This is a genomic window from Desulforapulum autotrophicum HRM2, assembly GCF_000020365.1.
In the GTDB taxonomy this organism is placed as follows: domain Bacteria; phylum Desulfobacterota; class Desulfobacteria; order Desulfobacterales; family Desulfobacteraceae; genus Desulforapulum; species Desulforapulum autotrophicum.
In genome coordinates, this window is record NC_012108.1 from 4550296 (window position 1) to 4568813 (window position 18518).

Here is an 18518-nt window from a genome sequence, read left to right on the forward strand (position 1 = left end):
GATGGTTCAAGCAGATAGAGTCTTTGTGCGAACAAAAAACTATCATCAACGGGGTGAAACAAGTTATGACACAAGGCGTGCTTCCATTCAAGTATGAAGAAGAAAAAACTCAGACCGGCATGACCGCATTGGCTGGCCTGCCCGTCTATCTCGACTTGGCCAAAGTAATCGGGTTGTCCAAATCCATCCAAAAACATCTGAAGGTAAGAAAGAACTCGCAAGGCTGGACTGATTCCCAGATGGTTTTATCTTTGGTGCTGCTCAATCTTGCCGGAGGAGACTGTGTTGATGATTTAAAGATACTGGAGGCGGATGAAGGGTTCTGCCAAATATTGCGGAAATCAGAAACGCATGGTTTGAGTCGTAAGGTTCGCCGAACTATAGAGAGTAGGTGGCGGAAGGAAAAAAAACGTTCTGTGCCGTCCCCGTCAGCTGTCTTCAGGTATTTGTCCAAATTTCATGATGCTGAACAGGAGGATGCCCGAAAGAAGTCAGATGTTAAAGCATTTATCCCCGCCGCTAATGACTTCCTGAAGGGGTTTGGAAAGATTAATAAAGATATGATCGCTGGCTTGAATACAGTAAGCGTCGAGACAACGGCCACCTTGGACATGGATGCCACCCTGGCTCAAACCATGAAAGAGACAGCTTCTTATTGTTATAAAGGGTTCAAGGCTTACCAACCTTTCAACACATGGTGGTTTGAGCAAGGAATTATTCTTCACACAGAATTCCGGGACGGTAACGTGCCCGCTGGTTATGAACAGTTAAGGGTTTTTAAGGAAGCCTTGGACTGTCTTCCGAGCAATGTGGAAAAGGTGAAGCTCCGTTCAGATACTGCTGCTTACCAGCACGATCTTTTACGGTACTGTGAAAAAGGTGAAAATAAACGATTTGGTAGAATCGAATTTGCCATCGGCTGTAATGTGACTAAGGCATTCAAAATAGCGGTAGCTCAAGTGCCAGATGCCCAATGGCAGCCGATCTATAAAAGGGAGAAAGGTTTACAGTTAAAAACCGGTAGCGAGTGGGCCGAAGTGTGCTTTGTTCCCAACGAACTGTGCTATAGCAAAGATGCTCCGGTATACAGGTATCTTGCCAAACGGCAGCGCCTGGTTGAACAACAACCTTTGCCCGGTATGAATGATGATAAACAGCTTAAGCTTCCCTTCCCGACAATGGAAATGGATGAAAGCCGATACAAGGTATTTGGTGTCGTTACCAATATCAAATATACACAGATGAACGGGGAGAATGTGATCCACTGGCTTCATGAACGATGCGGTAAGAGTGAAGAGGTTCATGCGGTGATGAAAGACGATCTGGCCGGTGGAAAAATGCCATCATCTGACTTTGGTACAAATGCTGCGTGGTGGTGGATCATGATAATTGCCTTAAACCTGAATGTGATGATGAAAAATCTGGCGTTGGCTCCTTCGATGAAGACGAAACGGATGAAGGCCATCAGGTTTTCACTTGTCAATATCCCGGGGAGAGTAGTTAAACGATCCCGTACTCTGTTTTTGCGTTTATCTAAAGGGCACCCATCTTACGATCTCTTGGTTGAGGCGCGCAGAAAAATTGCAATGCTTTTCGGTTCATGGGCACCATCTGGATAACTATATGACAAAGGTACACACTAAAAATCTAATTTTTCCGGTCCGCCAAGGGATATCTATACCCAAAATTTGCCCAGATCAGAGGGACGGCCACAAAAAGACCAAGCCCCCACCGGAATAAGCTCCAGCCGCGAAAAAAAATTCCCCGAATCGTTTTTGGAGGGGTATAAAAAAAATAGGCGGTGGATTTAGGCCTTTTTTATCTGTTGCCAAAAACCTTGAAATTTGATCTAATATATATCTTTTAAACACCGGTAACCAGGATAACCATTCATGACCACCAAGCTTCCTCCATCTGTTCCAGACCTGTCCGTACTCATCAAGATTGCCCGCACCCCCATGCCCTTTGGCCGCTACAAGGATATACCCCTGGTGGACCTTCCCGAGCCCTATGTGGTATGGTTTGCACAGCAGGGATTTCCCCAGGGCGAGCTTGGTAACATGCTCAGGATGGTCCATGAAATCAAGGTCAACGGGCTTGAGTACCTGTTCGAACCTTTAAAATAATCGTTTCCGGCCAATGACTGAAAACAAACAGCAGCAAACAATGCCTGACCCCAATTTACGACAACAAGCAACGCCTGACCCCATAAGGAGAAAACATGTTAATCATAGGCAGTTACAATGAACTGGTTGTTGAGCGGGAAGTGGATTTCGGGTTCTACCTGAATCCCAAGGAGGACGAAGTCCTGCTTCCGGCCAAGTACGCACCCGGAGGACTTGCACCCGGAGACACCATACGGGTGTTTGTATACACCGACTCCGAAGACCGGCCCGTTGCCACCACCCTCACCCCCCTGGCCGTTGTGGGGGATTTTGCAGGACTCACGGTCAAGGATGTACAGGAATTTGGTGCCTTTCTTGACTGGGGGCTTGAAAAGGATCTGCTCCTGCCCAAGTCAGAGATGCCGAAACCGGTAAAACCCGGCGACAAGGTGGTCGTAAGGGCCTGCCTTGACGCTGCCACTAACCGGGTATATGCCACGGCCAATCTATCCCGGTTCATCGATCACAACCTTGAAGGCCTTGCACCCGGAGATCCGGTCGATCTTCTGGTCTACCACACGAGCGATCTGGGAATTCAGGCGTTGATCAACAACCGCTACACAGGCATGCTCTTCCACAACGAAACATTTGAACACCTCGCTGTCGGCGATAAAACCATCGGGTACATCCACCACATCAAGGAGGATGGCAAAATTGACCTTCTTCTCAAACAACCCGGGTATGGATCAGTGACAGAGTCGTCGGCCAAAATACTTGAGGCGCTCGAACAGGAGAACGGGTTCATCCCCATCAACGATAAAAGCACACCCGACGCCATCAAGAAGCGGTTCGCCATGAGCAAGAAAGAGTTCAAGCGAACCATTGGCGGGCTTTACAAAAACAGAACCATCAATATCACAGACACGGGCATCAGCCTTGTGGGCCCTGAAGACAAACCCCTTGATCCCCCCCCGGAACCATCACCCTGGGAGTTGGCCACAAAAAAACGAAGTTAAAAAACCCATGGCACAGCTACCCCCGGGCCAACGTCGGCATCCGGCCCAGGGGGTATCCTTCATGTGAACGAAACGCTATTTTTTAGGATGACATTTGGCACAGCTTGCCGGGGCATCCTTGGTATTGTTCTCTTTGTTGTAAGCCTTATGGCAAGTGATGCAGTTTTCATGGAGGGCCTCGGCATGGTACTCAAGCTTTTCTGAATCTGAAAGCTTCTTATCCTTTGATTTCGGGGCTGTGCCAGGCTCGGCATGGCATTCGGCGCAGCCAACGGCATCGTCCCCAGCTTTCATGTCCGCCAGGGGTGAACCGTCGTCCCCGTGGTGACATTCACCGCAACCGATCTTGTAATCGGCCACATGCTTTTGATGGGTAAACTGGACAATCCCTTTTTTGTGTGCCGCATAGATGGCGTTTTCCATGGCAATGACATCGGGCATTCCAGATGTCGTTTGAGCAACCGCTGGTGCCTCGACTTCGGCAGCCGGTTCTTTTTCTTCTGCAGCCGGTTCCTCAACCTCGGCAACTGTTTCCTCAACTTCGGCAACCGGTTCCTTCACTTCAGCAACCGGTTCTTTTTCCTCAACAACCGGTGCCTCGACTTCAGCAGCTTCCTTGACTTCAGCAACTGCCTCCTGGGCGTTGTCATGAACTGCGGCATCTTGGGTCACTGCCTCTGTTCCATGGGGTTCAGAAGCCTGGGGCAGCTTGTGTTTGTCAGGAATCGAACAATAACTCAGCATAAGGATTAAAACAATATTAACGATCAACATCACACCCTGCCCATCAATTTTTTTACCCATTGGATACCTCCGTTGTGAAAGATGATAAATAATTTTTTCGCCACTGTTCAGATATGGCCCCCAATCAGAATAAAACTTCCCATATGTCTTGTTTTTTTAAAGCGTTTAACCTGATCATCAGCCTATCCAGCCGTATCGTTTCTGATCGAACGTTATACAAAAAGCGCCAGAGAATCAACCTGTTTTCCAGGATGGCATTAACTCACCTTGATCAATCTTAAAGAATCCAGCCTCAACCTTGCCTGATCAATGTGAATCACGAGTGTCGTTGCCTCATCTTTTGCCCTGCGAATCTCATCCTCCCGTATGGCCGGATTGATCCGTTTGAGTCGTTCAAGCCTCGCTGCCTCGCCGCCCACAACCTTTTCAACCGCGGCCTTTGCCCTGGAGATGACCCGGGCTGCCGCCTGTTCAGAAAACCTTCGCCCGGCGGCCAGAAGTTCTGGAAGCAGCTGTTCCTTGATTTCAGGAAATTGCCCGAGCCAGGACCGGGCAGGGGTTGAAAGAGATGCAGCAGTTAACGCCCAGGAACGATCCTGACTCAAATTCGTCAGATTGTGGTCCACCAGGGTCCGGATGGGGGTTCGGGCAAGGAATCGGTTCATGTGAAGGGCTCTGGGTGCAACACATTCAAGGGTGTAAACAGACTCCAGGAGAATCTCAAATTTGCCGGTCCCATTGACTTCAGCAATGGCTGCGTTTCCATGGTCACTGCCAAGGAACAGCTCCATGGCCCCGGTCACCATGGGATGATCCCAGGTCAGAAAAACAATATCATCCCGGGTCACGGCAACCGTTCTATCAAAGGTCACGATCATGCCGTCACCCTTGAAACCCGGGAACGGAACCCCTGCGGAATTAAAAACTTCCAGGCGAAAGGTTCGCGCCATGATGGGTTCCGGGGAGATGGCGTAGAATTTAAATATTTTTGCCATGAAAAGATCAATGGACTGGTCCTGGTCTGTTTCACAGATGGTCTTGACCAGTTGTTCAGCCTTTCGGGGCCTGAATGAATTGAGTTCAAGAAGCTTGTCCCTGCCGGATTTGAGCCGTTTCGAGGTCTCGGCGGCAAAGGTGCGGGTATCAGCAATGAGCTGGTCCAGGGCACCATAGGGGACCTGGCCTGCCTGATCACAAAGATCTGACAGGTCGGCAAGCCGGGCTGCAAACTGCCTGTGGATCTGGTGGATGCCACTGATGTTGTTTTCAAAGATCCCCGTCCCCTCCCGGTACCACCTTGCCAGGACTGCCTGACGGCTGTCATGGGCATAGGGAACATGGATCACGATGGGGTGATGCTGCCCGATGCGGTCCAGCCGTCCGATGCGCTGCTCCACAAGTTCGGGGTTATCCGGAAGATCAAACATCACAAGGTGATGGGCAAACTGGAAATTTCGTCCTTCACTGCCAATCTCCGAACAAATCATGAGTTCAGCACCCAGGGGTTCTGCAAACCATGCTGCGCTCCGGTCCCGCTGAACCAGGGTCATGTCCTGGGTAAACCTGGCGATCTTCATGGTGATGAGGGTGGCAAGTGCTGTCTCAATGGCGGCGGCCTTTTCAGAGGTGGCGCAGATCAAAAGCACTTTTTCCCGTTTCAGGGATTTTAACAGTCCCTTCAGCCACTCTATTTTAGCAAAAAAGACACCCGGGTCGTCATCTGCCATGGACAAAGAGGCAACAGGGGCGTCACACCGGCCCAGGGCAACGGTTGTATCGGTTTTCGGAACCAGAGGATACAGCACCCCACTTCGTTGCGGAAATCCTTTGATGACAGCCCGGGTGTTCCTGAACACAGCCCGGCCCGGCCCGTGGCTGTCGAGCAGGGCCGTTATCTCCTGGGAATCCTCCCCAGGATCTGCAAGGTTTTCAAGGGTCTCTGCCGTCTGCCGGTACTGACGGCTCTCCTCAAGATAATCGTCAAAGTTTGTGTACCGATCCGGGTCAAGCAGCCGCAGGTGGGAAAAATGATTTCGCCGGCCCAGCTGCTCGGGAGTGGCACTCAAAAGCATCATCCCGGCCTGGGCCGTGGCCAGGGCCTCAACAAGGCTGTAGGCGGCCCCCCCCTCTTCCAGGTGGTGGGCTTCATCCACCACGACCATATCCCACCCGGCCTGAACAAGCTGAATGCGGCTCGTTTCATCCGCTGCCATCCCATCAAGGCAACAGATGACGAGCTGCTCTGAGAAAAAAGGATTCTGCCCGGGCTCAGACCGTTCCAGCTCCCTGCACAGCTCCGGGTCAAAAATTCTGAAAACAAGGTTGAACCGCCGGTAGAGTTCGATAAACCACTGGTGAACCAGGGATTCAGGCACCAGGATCAATACCCGGGAGATGCGTTCGCTCAAGAGCAGTCGGTGGAGAACAAGGCAGGCCTCGATGGTCTTGCCAAGGCCGGTCTCATCTGCAAGGAGGATCCGGGGAAGGTACCGGTTTGACACCTCCCCGGCAATGTAAAACTGGTGGGGGATCAGGTCCACCCGCCCGCCCATGAACCCCATGGCCGGGGAGGTTTCATGGGCGTGCCTGAGGCGGTTTGCCTCAAACCGCAGATCAAAGGTATCGGCCGGGTCAAATATGCCGGCCCACAAACGGTCCCTGGGGGCAGACAGACTCATGGTATCGGCAAGGTCCTGCTCGGGCACGCACTCTCCTGCGCCACCATACACCAGGAGCCCGTCCCTGTTGTCCACGGTTTCAATGACCATGGTACGATTGTCGCCAAACACAATGGTATCTCCCACCTCAAACCGGACCCGCCTTAAGGGGGCGGCAGCAGTGGTGTAGCGGCGCACACAGTTGCTTGCCGCAAAGTTGACAGTCAGGGTTCTTGAATCACTGGTAACAAGGACGCCAAGCCCCAGTTCCGGTTCCATTTCGCTGGTAAAGCGCTGGCCTTTTTTCAATTGCATCATGGGTATAAGGGTTTCCAGGGGATTAAAAAAGGGGATGTATGCCAGAATTTTTAAGGATTGTCAATCGGTGGCAGGTGGAAACCCGTATCAAACCCCTGACGACGCGGCCTTTTAATACGTCTCTTCGGCCCTGCGAAGGCGTTCCTGTTCTTCTTCCCAAGCCTCTTTGATCTCCTTGAGCACGGCATCCACATCGGCGGTTTCGCTGCTTTCCTCGAACTGACCGGTCAGCGGGACTTCGGGATTTAATTCGCCACCCTCGTAGCGCGCCCAGATTTCCTTGGCAAAGGGTTTGCCCGCAAGTTCCGGGGCAAACCGGGCGTAATAGTCGGTGATATTGGTGACGTCCCGTTCCAGCATCCACTGGGCGTGGTTGTTGGCTGTGGCATCAACGGCCTGGGGAAGGTCGATGATCACCGGGCCGGAGTCATCCACCAGCACATTAAATTCAGACAAGTCACCGTGAACGATTCCGGCAGAGAGCATCTGCATCACGTATCCCATGACAACGGCATGGTCCTGGAGCGCCTTTTCAACGGACATGGAAACATCGCTCAGGCGGGGAGCAACCTGGCCCTCGTCGTCGGTGATGAGTTCCATGAGCAGGACGCCATCAAAGCAGCCATAGGGCTGGGGAACCCGCACCTTGACACTGGCGAGTCGATACAGGGCATCCACTTCGGCAGTCTGCCACACCTGTTCCTGCTGGTTACGGCCGAACTTGGATCGTTTTTCCATGGCACGGGCCCGGCGGGTGTTACGCACCTTACGCCCCTCCTGGTATTGTACGGCCTGCCTGAAGCTGCGCTGGTCAGATTCCTTGTAAACCTTGGCACAACGGATCTCGGAACCGCAACGTACCACATATACAGCGGCTTCTTTGCCGCTCATCAACTGGCGGAGGACTTCATCCACCAGACCTTCATCAATAAGGGGTTGAATTCTTTTCGGGATTTTCATAGGGCTGTTATACCTTATCACGGCTCAAAATGGAATACTAAAAACCAAACTGCCCCCCGGGACCGGGGGGGATGGACCCGCTTCATAGGATCTTTAACTTTCTGACTTTATAGCCCAATGCCCCTCCTGGTGGATCCCCTGGAGTCCTCCGGCCATTGTGGTATTGCCCTGGCAGAATTATCGGTTCAGTTTAAAACGGATCCTGAGTACGCCGTCCTTAAAATCCGAGGTCGTAATTCGAAAGGTGCCAAGTTCCGACGTTTCCGACACGTGGGTCCCGATGCAGGGACAGGCATCATAATCACCGATGCTTACGATGCGTATCTCGTCGGAACGGCCATCTGGAAGGCGACTCAGGTTGAACCGTTTGTCTGCCTCAGCCATGGGGATACAGGTGTCTGTCACTTTCATATTGGCACGGATTACCCGGTTCACCTGGGACTCAATTTGGATCAACTCCTCCGGGGTGAGGGCTCTGGTAAAGTGATAGTCGCACTTGGACTTCTTTCGTTCGATGTGTGCGCTGAAACAACGTCCGCAGTTGAACAACTGGTCCATGGTACCGTTAAGAATATGTTCTGCCGAGTGCATTCCCGGATCAATGGATTTCTTCAAAACTACTTCCTTCTCGTTTAAGGTTTGATATGTTATTGATCAATAGTCAGGGCTTTCCTTCACCTGGGACCACAAATTTTATAAAGTGGTCTTTAACCGATACTGTTAACCACCCTGAAGGCCCCCTATTCTTATAACATGTTTTCCCTGATGGCAAATGAGGATATAAAATGAAAAAACACCGATGTTTGACGCTTGTCTGCTGTCTCAAAAAACTGTGCCTGCTGCTGATCGTCCTGTCACTGGGGATTTTTGCCTCATGTGCAGCCAGGAATACGATACGGCCTGGGACCGACACCCTGACCATCTCTGCAAAGGCCGATGGAACACTGCAGGCGAAACGCTCTCCGGTTTTTGTCATTGAACATCCCGAAGAGCCCTACAATCTCATTGGGATGCCCAGGGCCTGGGTGACAGAAGATTTAACCGAAAGGGTCGGTGTTGACCCTGGACACCCCACGATCTATTACGAGGCAAGAAATTTCCAAACACCCCGGTCATCCTACCGCAACCTGATATTCAGGGTTCATTTTGAAAAAGTACCGTTAAAGCTGTTCCCCTTTTATCTGGTGGCCGGTAAAAATGTCGGATTGTTTGTGGTCGTAACCCTTGACGCCAAAGATCGGCCAATCCTCTATACGCTGGTTCACACCTGCGGCTGCTATCTTGCCTTTATCCCAACGTCATATATGCCGGAATATGCATTTCCCCAACCCTGGAATAAAAGTCGGCAAAAGGTTTATTCAGAGGACCTTCCAGGGATGCTCAAATACCCACAACATTTCGATGAACGAACAAGGCTGGTGATCACACTCCGGCATGGAACCCACAGGGTAAAAGATGTTCGGCTGTATGACATGGCAGCGCCTGGGTCACCCCATGGGTCAACCGCAGCCCTGTCCCCCATGGAATCCCTTGAAACATTATGCCTTGATGATGGGAGGTTCACCTCTTTTTTTGAGACATCGGGCCCGAGAAAGGGGTATGTCAAATCAAGCACAAAAATATGGGAAAGACTTTTCATGGGTTGGTGGGCATTTGACTGGCGCGTCGGGGAAGATAAAAAACTCGGTAAAAACAGGGATGATGCAATCTTGTTTTATACCAGCCTTACACCCTGGAAAAAAGACGCCTCGGATATGCGGGATTTCAGCACTTTTCTAAAATTCTGGGGATGGAATCTATAGACGAGCCCCCCTTGTTCAATATTTTAAAAAAATGGTTCCAGATCTAAAATGGTCATTGACATTCTGGAGAAAAGCTCTTAAAAGAGTATTCAATATCCTGAATCGGATAGGATCAAAAACATCGGGCGATTAACTCAGCGGTAGAGTGCTATCTTCACACGGTAGAAGTCACTGGTTCGAACCCAGTATCGCCCACCAATCCATCTCACAATCAGCGTATCCCCTGTCATTATTTTTTTGAACAACTGTTTTGGTTGCGGCAGTCAAGCCGACTCCCTACAATCCGATTGTGACCTTTCTGTTCAACAAATTTCAGGTGATAAAGATTTTAAACCGCCTGTATCAACATTTTAAAGGATCAGGATTGAGGGATTAAAAATAGAAATCCTTTAAAAGTACCATTGGCGGAAATGACAGCTCAAACACTACCTTCCGGGTTCCAGGATCAAAAACAACGCAATGTATATCGGTTCCCAAGGTTGAGCAGGAGTTGATAATTGCCCCCAGACAATTCTCTTTGCAGTGCTCTCTTTGCTCAAACGTTAAGGATAATTTTTTACAATATAGATCCAGGATCTCGTCATTGATTCTGAACTTGAGATTTTTAGGAAGAACCTCCTGTATCCAGAAACCCACAAACGCCTCTAAATACGGGGGGTAAAACAACCCGTATTTTTGATGACTGCTGATCATGATGGACAGGGTTGCCCCGATGGAAGATGCCTTTTTGTAAACCCGGGGGGATGCAATGGCCTCAAAGGTGTCTGCAAGGCTGATTAAACGGTAATATTTCTTGGTTGAATGGTAAATTTCATTGAGCTTTGTCTGGGCCCCAGGTGTGAGATATTCGTAAAACGAGGTATGGGTGTCACTCATGATTCCATAGCTCTGGGCCAAAGATTTGTTTTCCTTGACATGGTGCAGAGCCATGGCAAAAGATTCAAAATTGAGATCCTGTTGATTGTTGGAGGCAAACAGATAGGAGAACAGCACATGGCTTTTCATGATATCGTTTTCCAGTTGGGTCAGCCGTCCCTTCTTGTACAGTATTTCTTCGGGCACAAGGACCTTTCCCCCGTCATGGCCCATGCAGATGATACTCAGGGTTTCACAATCAGAATTATCAAAATCATCCAGTTTCCTGGCAAGCATTAGCGAAAGCCATGTGGTTTTTACGACATGCTCGATGGTTTCACCATTTTCCGATTTTCCCAGGCCCAAAATCCGTTTCTCGTTGTCAATTATCTTTTTCAGGGCCATGGCCGTCCACAGATACTGGTCCTGGGATGTAATGGCGCTATTGGCAAACGCCAGGTATCCTGCCACTAATTCATCGTGGGCGTGGAAACGGTCCATTTTACACGAGGCCAGGGTTTCGCGAAGAAAGCCCTTGAGTGTTTTTTGCATGGCCGGGATCTCTTTTTTGTCCATGGCGTTAAAAAAATCATGCTTGATTTTCATGATCTGTGCCATTGCAGAATCAAGGGCATTGTTTCGTTCTTCTTCAGTGATTTCTACCCGATTAACCTTGAAATTAATTTTAAGCTCGTCAAAGATACGAAGCAGATCCATTGTAATCCGGGTATTAGCTGCGGCAATCAAGTCGTTTTTATAGTAGGTGTTGACGGCAAGCTGTTTACCAAGAATCGGCTTTAAAATAAATTTATATGCATCTCGAAAGCTGCGTTTATCTGCATCTTTGAAGATCGTTTCATCTTTGGCAAGTTTTCCAAGGGGAAAATATAAAAACCCGTCACTCTTCTGTTTAGTCAATTTTTTATTCATAAGATGTTAGAAACAGGAATCACAAAACCGATTCCACCCGGTTTCTGCCCCCCTCCTTTGCAAGGTACATGGCCCGGTCAGCCCGGGCAATGAGATCGGCCTCTGAATCGCCGTTCCCGTACTGGGCCACGCCAAAGCTTCCTGTCTGGGTTATCACATGGGGAAAGATCTGTCGAGCAATGGATTCTCTGAGATGTTCCGCCAGGCTGAGGGCGCCCTTGAGATCCGTATGGGGACAGATGACCATAAACTCCTCTCCACCCCACCTGCCACAGATGTCGGTAGATCGGATATTTTTATCCATGGTTTTTGCCATTTGAATCAGAACCGCATCCCCTGCCTGGTGCCCATGGGTGTCATTGACCTGTTTAAAAAGGTCTATATCCATTAAAATCAAGGAAAGGGGATAGTTGTATCTTAACACCCGCCCGATTTCTTCAAGCAGGGTGTCATCAATCTTCATGCGGTTGTAGAGTCCTGTAAGCCGGTCCGTGACAGAAAGCTGTTCAAGCTTTGCATTGGCCTCAGCCATCTGCCGGTTAAAGGCTGAGAGTTTACGATTCCAGAAAAGAATACCAGAAAAAAGCAGGGCAGTAATAAACAGGTACCGCCACATGTTTTTGTAGTTAAACCTGTGCTCAAATCGGAGGGTGACCCATTTCTGATAAATCCCGTCCACCTCTTCCCTGGTCAGGGAATCCACAAGCTTTCTCATGATGCGATTGAGTTCCACTGACTTTTGCTGGGTTGCCATACCGATGGATTTTAACCGATCCAGGTGACCGACCACCTTGAGATTGGAAAGGCCCAGTTTTTCGATATAGTTGGAGGCAACCGGAAGATCGACCACAAGGGCGGACAATTTTCCCGATGAGACTTCGAGCAACCCCCGGCCCACGCTCCCCACGGTCTTGAACTCCACCAGGGGAAAGCCTGCCACAAGGGCCGGCCCAAGATCACTGTCCCGTACGATTCCCACATCCTTGCCGGCCAGGTCTCCCAAACCCTTAATAAAGGGGAATGACTCATTCACAATGATTCCCACGGAAAGGGAAAGATAGGGTTCGGTAAGACCCAGGTTTTCGTCCACAAGATGGGAAACGGCCACCATGGGCAAAAGGTCGCATCGGCCGGACTTCAGGGTATCAACCGCTGAAGCATTGGCGGCTGTCGGAACGTATTGAAAGGGAACGCCCAGTTTTTTTTCAAAGAGTGGAATGAAGTCGGCCACCATTCCGGCCGGTGCACCGCCCTCATCCCCCTCAAAGGGCATGGCGTCCGAATGAATGGAGAATCGTATCTTTTTTAGATTTTTCAAAAAGGCCTCTTCCCCTCCCGAAAGTTCAAGGGTGCCGCCTCTGTTCCAGTGGTTCTGTTTTGCCTGGCCAAACCACTTGACCTCAAGGCCTGCCATCTCCCCTGGAGAAACCGTTTTCAACGCCTTGTCCATAAGATCCATGAGCTGGGGCCAGTCGTTTCGAACGGCAATGTACATGGAGGCGTTGCCAAGATTGTCAAATTCATCAAAGGTGAAGGCCTTTTTAAGCGAAGAGAACCCATACTTTTTCATGAAATAATGGAGAACAGCCTCTTGTTCAATGGTGCCAAAAGCCCTTCCCTGGGACACCTCGGACAGGGCTTCCATGGTGTCGGCTGTGTATATGAGTTTGATTTCCGGGTGGTGCAGTCGCAGATAATCGACCACGGCCCATTTTTCGGGCATGGCAAGGGTCTTGCCGTAAAGCGACCTGATGTCGGTCACGGGCGGGGCATCCTTCCGGCACATCAGCACATGGGGTGAAGAATAAAAGGGCAGGGAAAAAAGGGCGTGCTTTTCCCGCTCCTGGTTCCGGGTGAGACTGTGGAGTACATCAATCTTTTTGTCGTAGAACAGGGTCACGGTCTCATCCCAGGTATGGTCCGGGACAAATTCCAGATGAATGCCGATACGATCGGCCACAAGCTTTAGCAGGTCAACACCAAACCCCCGGGCTTCACCATCCACATTGAGATCAAACGGAGGCCAGTTTTCCTCGTTTCCCACACGGATTACCTGGTGGTTTACCAGGAAATCCTTTTCACTGTCCGTCAGATGAATTCTCAACCCCGTACTCCCCGGCGCCGGCAGCAGCCACTTGTCCCTCAGGGATGCAAGCTCAGATGCGGTAACGGCAGCCATTCCCTTTTTAACGATGGTCAGAAGAACGGGCAGGTTCACCCTGACCCCGATCCTGAGGTCCTCCTTTGTTTTCCCTTCAAGGGCGATGGCTCCGGCAGAACGTACATTGGTGAGGTTCAGTTTCCTGATGGTACTCAGACCATCGCCCAGGTTGATGATAACGGCATCCACAAGGCCTTCTGAAAGTCCCTGCATCAGGGCCTGGGTATCGGCAAGGGCAACAATATTAATTTCAGGATAACCGGCAAGGGCCTCCTTGAAGTAAACATCCCGGACAATGCCCACGCGTCGTCCAAAAAGCTGGGAGATGTTGAAATAAAAACCAAATTCATTCCGGGTAAACAGGGTCAGGGGAATGGTGTAGTACGGTGGGGAAAACAGGGTAAACGATTGGCGGTCACGGTCAAACGAGATCCCATCGATAAGGTCCACCTTCCCGGCCTTAAACCGATCCAGGTTGGCTGTCCAGGAGCCGAATTCCGACGAAAATTGAAGCCCGGTTTTTTTGGCCAGAAGCCCGTAATAGTCATGGGCAAACCCTTGGTGGCCCTGGTCGGCAACAAAGGAAAAGGGTTTGGAATTATCCTCAAATGCCACGGTTACAACGGGGTGATCGGCCAGGAATCTTCTTTCCAACCCGGTCAGGGATACCTGTGTCAGGGGGGTCATCCCTCCGGAGGGGTCAAAGATAAAACCACTCAGGTCATAGTCTGAATCAGCCATGCCAAGGGAAACAAAGGTGTCGGCGATTCGCTGGAGGCTTGAACGATCCATGGTCCCCAGGTCATAGGTGGCAGGAAGGACCCGTTTTTTAACGGCCCGAACGCCAAGAATCAGGGTCTCAAGGCTCTTCTTTGGAACATGGGCTGCAACAAGGGCTGCCGTCACAGCCTCATCCTGGTCCATGGCAAAGGCCCATCCCCGGCAACTGGCCTCGACAAAACGCCTTGCCCGGTCTGAATGGTCTGCAAGGGACTCCTTTGAGGTGAAAAGGCTCTGGCCAAGGAAATCGGCCCCGAAATCCGACGGGGTAAAGACCGAATACCTCCTGCCGGGGGTACCCACAAAGGGCCGGTCCGTTACATGGAGCACCATGGCGTCGGCCTTTCCCCGGGCAAAACCATCGACATCAAAGGTGGAGGGGACCCAATTTAAGGTCCCAGGATCCAACTTGCCTGCCTTGAACATATGGGCAAGCTCGGCAACCTTACCCATGGCTGGATCGCCCATGACGGCCTTTCCGGCAAGGTCTGACACCTGCTCAATCTCCGGCCTTGCCACCACAAAAACCGACGATCGCTTTAAAAAGTTAGACAGCAGAACAATGGGTCGCCCCTTCATGGCCCCAAGTACAAGATCAGACTGCCCAAGGCCATAATCGGCCCGTCCGGCCACTACTTCCCGGACAGGATCGGTATGGGGTCCTGGTTCGACAAATCGGACATCAAGCCCCACTTCCCGGTAAAACCCCTGGTCTTTTGCGGCATAAAACCCGACAAACTCGGCATTGTGCTTCCAGTCAAGCTGCAGGATCACCGTCTCAAGATCGTGTGTGGCGCACCCACCCCTTTGAACACCCAGGACAAACACAAGGACCATGGCCGTTATCAACGCCATCCCTCGTATACAAAAACCAGACTGTCCCATGATGGTATCCTTACTTCACATATTTTACAGTTGCTAAATCGTGACGGACCAAGGCTTTACCTTACACTCACGCCATACATTCCTCAATCTGATCGATGAACCTTGACCGCATGGCAAACTGACCTTTTCGATAATTGGCATGGGAAAGATAGAGAAAGCGTTCGGCCCTTGTCATGGCAACATACATGAGTCGTCTTTCTTCCTGGATGGCCTGCTCTCCGGCATCAATGGATCGCCAGTGGGGGAAAAGCTTTTCCTCACACCCGACCACGAACACCGTGTCAAATTCAAGTCCCTTGGCCGAGTGGATGGTCAAGAGGGCCACCCCTTCCCCGTCGTCATCCTCGTCCTTGGTGTCCTCCCGAATCAGGGCCGCCTCTTCCAGATACTCAAGGATGGTGGATTTCTCCCGTGCCGTGTAGACCAGCTGTTCGATGTTCTCCTTTTTAGAGATAAATTCAGCCTCGGTCTTGACCTTTTTCTTCAGGTAATCAAAGTAAGCTGTCCCATCCAGCACCCGCTCCATGGCCTGGTTGGGCGGCAGGTCCCAGAGGGAATCCAGCAGCTCAAGGAGCTTTGAGAGCTCACCATGGATCTTGGGGGTCAGCACCCGCTCCTGGACCATTTTTCTGGCAGCACCGGACAGACTCATCCCCTCTTCTTTCATGGTGCCGATCTTCTTGACCATGGCTGGCCCGATCCCCCTTTTAGGGGTATTGATGATCCGCTCAAACGAGACGTCGTCGTTGGGAAACTGGGCCGCGCTCAGATAGGAATTGATGTCCAGAATTTCCATCCGTTCAAAAAAACCCTGGGCACCCATGAGGCGGTAGGGAATTTTAAACATCCTGAATATCTTTTCAAAGGCAAGGGAACAGAACTTGGTGCGGTAGACCACGGCAATCTTGTCAAAATCAATGCCTTCACCCTTGCAGTTCAAGGCCTTGAGGCGCTTTGCAACCCATTCGGCCTCTTCACCTTCGGAAAAAAACTCGTGGATTTCGACCACCCCTCCCTTTTTCTGGGAGAAACACTTTTTGTCCATCTTGTCGGCATTAAAATCAATGAGCCCGTTGGCCGCCTGGACAATTTCATCGGCCGACCGGTAATTCTCCTCAAGGCGAAAAATCCTGGCATTGTCATACCGGTTGGAAAACTGAAGAAAATGGTTAACATTGCTGCCCCTGAACCCATACACGGCCTGCCAGTCATCCCCCACGCAGAAAAGATTACCGTGATCACCCAGCAAAAGCCTGGTAAGTTCGTCCTGGAGATTGTTGGTATCCTGGTATTCGTCCACAAGGATGTGGGTGAACTGTTGCTTGTACCGCTGCTGAATTTCGGGAAAATCCCTGAGAATGTCCCGGGTTTTCAGCAGGATGTTGTCAAAGTCAACCAGGTTGGCCTCAAACAATCTTTGTTCATACGCCTTGTAAAGATCAACCACCCGGATTATGCCCATCCTCGGGTGCTCGTCAAAATAACGGTCTGGATTGGCCGAATTCTTTGCCCTTGAGATGATGGAGATGAGATTGCCGGCATGCTTTTTTTCAAGGTTGTTGTTCACAAGGATCTCCGTCACGATCTTTTTCTGCTGGTAAATCGAGCAGATCTGGATGGGAGATGAGTAACCGATCTCATGGCTATGGGTCTTGAAAATAACAAGACAGGCCGAATGGTAGGTCCTGACCCAGGGAAACTTGGCATACCCAAGGCCGGACAGTTTATAAAGGCGACTCTTCATCTCCTGGGCCGCCTTATTGGTAAAGGTGATGGCAAGGATTCTTGTGGGATCAAACCCCTGGCCGATGAGGTGCATGATCTTTGCCGTCAGGGTCCGGGTCTTGCCGGATCCTGCCCCTGCAACCACAAGGGCGGGTGACCCCGTGTGAAGGACTGCCGTCTGCTGCTGTTCGGATAATTCCATTGGTTTTTACTACTTAACTCCCTTAGGGTGTCTTGGAAATGATCTTTTCAAGGGCCGTCTCAACCATGGATCTGATCTCAACAAGCCTTTGTTGTGTTAATGCCTCAAACCGCAACACCAGGGCAGGCTGGGTGTTGGAGGCCCGCACAAGCCCCCAGCCGTCGCCAAAGAGCGCCCGCATGCCATCAATGTCAATGACCTCGTGGGTCTTTTTAAACTGCTCTGTAATGGCGGCAACTACGTCAAATTTTCTGGAATCGTCACATTCAACCCGAATCTCAGGGGTGGTAAAGGTGACGGGAAGATCTTCAATCAGCTGGGATACGGTCCTGCCCGTATCAGCAACAATCTCAAGAAGCCTGCAAGTGGCGTAGAGGGCGTCGTCAAAACCGAAATACCGATCCTTAAAGAACATGTGGCCGCTCATCTCACCTGCAAGTTCGGCATTCGCCTCTTTCATCTTCTTCTTGATCAGGGAATGGCCCGTCTTCCACATGATGGCCCGGCCCCCGTGTTGTTCAATGTCATTGTACATGACCATGGAGCACTTGACCTCAGAAATAAAGGTAGCCCCGGGTTTGCGCTTGAGAATCTCCCTGGCAAAGATTACCATGAGCTGATCCCCGTAGATGATGTTCCCGTGCTCGTCGACTACGCCGATGCGGTCGGCATCCCCGTCATACCCGACGCCCAGATCCAGTTTTTTTGCTTTGACAAGGTCAATGAGTTCAACCATGTTGGCCTTGACCGTGGGATCTGAACCGTGGTTGGGAAAAGTGCCGTCCATGTCGCAGTAAAGGTCATGGACCTCACATCCCAGACCTTTGAGGACCGGCAGGGCCGTGACGCCGCCCGTGCCATTGCCCGCATCAACGCCGATGCGAAGGGGTCGTTTCAGGCAGACATTCTCCTGAATATAGGCCATGTAGGGGGTGAGGGCATCGCTGATTTCAATGGTTCCCCGTCCCTGTACATATACGCCCGAGTCGATGATCCGTCTCACCTCCTGGAGTCCCTGGCTGTGGATACTGTCAGGCCCGTTCATGAGCTTGAATCCGTTATACTCGGGCGGGTTGTGGCTGGCAGTCACCATGGCACCACCCTGGGCGTTGAGGTGGTGGATGGCAAAGTAGAGCACGGGCGTGGGACAGACACCAATATCAATGACATCACATCCGGTTGAAAGGATACCCTCGATAAAGAGGACGGAATAATGATCGGAAGTTAATCTGCAATCCCGGCCCACAACCACCCGTCGATTGTTGTCCCGGTCAAGGAGGGTGCCATAGGCCCGACCAATTTTGACCACATCTTCATCCACAAACTCCTTGCCTGCAATTCCCCGGATATCGTACTCCCTGAAAATTCCCGGATTCAT

At 50.9% G+C, this 18518-nt stretch carries 12 protein-coding genes and 1 tRNA gene; 5 read left to right on the forward strand and 8 right to left on the reverse strand.

The features are described from left to right. The first annotated feature begins 65 nt into the window (after window positions 1-65). The 3 genes from HRM2_RS19950 to HRM2_RS19960 all read left to right on the forward strand — a co-directional run bounded on the left by HRM2_RS19950 (window position 66) and on the right by HRM2_RS19960 (window position 3121). Window positions 66-1619, forward strand: coding sequence for an IS1380-like element ISDau2 family transposase (locus HRM2_RS19950; protein ID WP_015904912.1), 1554 nt, complete (start codon window positions 66-68; stop codon window positions 1617-1619). Window positions 1620-1892: 273 nt separating this feature from the next. Further along, on the forward strand, window positions 1893-2126 hold the full coding sequence (locus tag HRM2_RS19955) for a DUF3820 family protein (protein ID WP_015905838.1): 234 nt from the start codon (window positions 1893-1895) through the stop codon (window positions 2124-2126). Window positions 2127-2221: 95 nt separating this feature from the next. Further along, the gene (locus tag HRM2_RS19960; RefSeq protein WP_015905839.1) at window positions 2222-3121 is read left to right on the forward strand and encodes a CvfB family protein; all 900 of its coding nucleotides are present in this window, start codon (window positions 2222-2224) and stop codon (window positions 3119-3121) included. Between the two features lie 75 nt (window positions 3122-3196). On the opposite strand, the gene HRM2_RS26400 is transcribed toward HRM2_RS19960, so the two are convergent. From HRM2_RS26400 to HRM2_RS19980, 4 genes are all read right to left on the reverse strand, one after another. Beyond that, complete coding sequence (locus HRM2_RS26400; protein WP_015905840.1) at window positions 3197-3925, reverse strand: cytochrome c3 family protein; 729 nt, start codon at window positions 3923-3925, stop codon at window positions 3197-3199. Window positions 3926-4122: 197 nt separating this feature from the next. Further along, window positions 4123-6840, reverse strand: coding sequence for an SNF2-related protein (locus tag HRM2_RS19970; protein ID WP_015905841.1), 2718 nt, complete (start codon window positions 6838-6840; stop codon window positions 4123-4125). A gap of 111 nt (window positions 6841-6951) precedes the next feature. Next, on the reverse strand, window positions 6952-7800 hold the full coding sequence (locus tag HRM2_RS19975; protein WP_015905842.1) for a PA4780 family RIO1-like protein kinase: 849 nt from the start codon (window positions 7798-7800) through the stop codon (window positions 6952-6954). Window positions 7801-7977: 177 nt separating this feature from the next. Continuing rightward, window positions 7978-8415 (reverse strand): alanyl-tRNA editing protein, encoded by a 438-nt coding sequence (locus HRM2_RS19980; RefSeq protein WP_015905843.1) that lies wholly within the window; start codon window positions 8413-8415, stop codon window positions 7978-7980. A gap of 170 nt (window positions 8416-8585) precedes the next feature. Between HRM2_RS19980 and HRM2_RS19985 the strand changes: the two genes are divergently transcribed. Continuing rightward, entirely contained in the window at window positions 8586-9602 is a 1017-nt protein-coding gene (locus HRM2_RS19985) for a hypothetical protein (protein WP_015905844.1), read from the forward strand. A 123-nt stretch (window positions 9603-9725) separates the two neighbouring features. Continuing rightward, window positions 9726-9800, forward strand: a tRNA-Val gene (locus HRM2_RS19990). Window positions 9801-9974: 174 nt separating this feature from the next. On the opposite strand, the gene HRM2_RS19995 is transcribed toward HRM2_RS19990, so the two are convergent. The 4 genes from HRM2_RS19995 to HRM2_RS20010 form a co-directional block, all read right to left on the reverse strand. Next, complete coding sequence (locus HRM2_RS19995) at window positions 9975-11375, reverse strand: HD-GYP domain-containing protein (protein ID WP_187149289.1); 1401 nt, start codon at window positions 11373-11375, stop codon at window positions 9975-9977. Between the two features lie 31 nt (window positions 11376-11406). Further along, window positions 11407-15213 (reverse strand): transporter substrate-binding domain-containing diguanylate cyclase, encoded by a 3807-nt coding sequence (locus tag HRM2_RS20000; protein ID WP_015905846.1) that lies wholly within the window; start codon window positions 15211-15213, stop codon window positions 11407-11409. 67 nt (window positions 15214-15280) lie between these two features. Continuing rightward, window positions 15281-17140 carry an ATP-dependent helicase gene (locus tag HRM2_RS20005; RefSeq protein WP_015905847.1) on the reverse strand — a complete coding sequence of 620 codons (1860 nt, stop codon included), beginning with the start codon at window positions 17138-17140 and terminating at the stop codon, window positions 15281-15283. Window positions 17141-17162: 22 nt separating this feature from the next. Next, a complete protein-coding gene (locus HRM2_RS20010) occupies window positions 17163-18518 on the reverse strand; it encodes a phosphomannomutase/phosphoglucomutase (protein WP_015905848.1) in 1356 nt (451 codons plus the stop codon).

Coding starts and splice junctions, on each gene's coding strand:
- HRM2_RS20005 (WP_015905847.1), bottom strand. CDS start 17,140: ATGGAATTATCCGAACAGCAGCAGACGGCAGTCCTTCACACGGGGTCA.
- HRM2_RS19970 (WP_015905841.1), bottom strand. CDS start 6,840: ATGATGCAATTGAAAAAAGGCCAGCGCTTTACCAGCGAAATGGAACCG.
- HRM2_RS19950 (WP_015904912.1), top strand. CDS start 66: ATGACACAAGGCGTGCTTCCATTCAAGTATGAAGAAGAAAAAACTCAG.
- HRM2_RS19955 (WP_015905838.1), top strand. CDS start 1,893: ATGACCACCAAGCTTCCTCCATCTGTTCCAGACCTGTCCGTACTCATC.
- HRM2_RS19985 (WP_015905844.1), top strand. CDS start 8,586: ATGAAAAAACACCGATGTTTGACGCTTGTCTGCTGTCTCAAAAAACTG.
- HRM2_RS20000 (WP_015905846.1), bottom strand. CDS start 15,213: ATGGGACAGTCTGGTTTTTGTATACGAGGGATGGCGTTGATAACGGCC.
- HRM2_RS19960 (WP_015905839.1), top strand. CDS start 2,222: ATGTTAATCATAGGCAGTTACAATGAACTGGTTGTTGAGCGGGAAGTG.
- HRM2_RS19975 (WP_015905842.1), bottom strand. CDS start 7,800: ATGAAAATCCCGAAAAGAATTCAACCCCTTATTGATGAAGGTCTGGTG.
- HRM2_RS20010 (WP_015905848.1), bottom strand. CDS start 18,518: ATGAATCCGGGAATTTTCAGGGAGTACGATATCCGGGGAATTGCAGGC.
- HRM2_RS26400 (WP_015905840.1), bottom strand. CDS start 3,925: ATGGGTAAAAAAATTGATGGGCAGGGTGTGATGTTGATCGTTAATATT.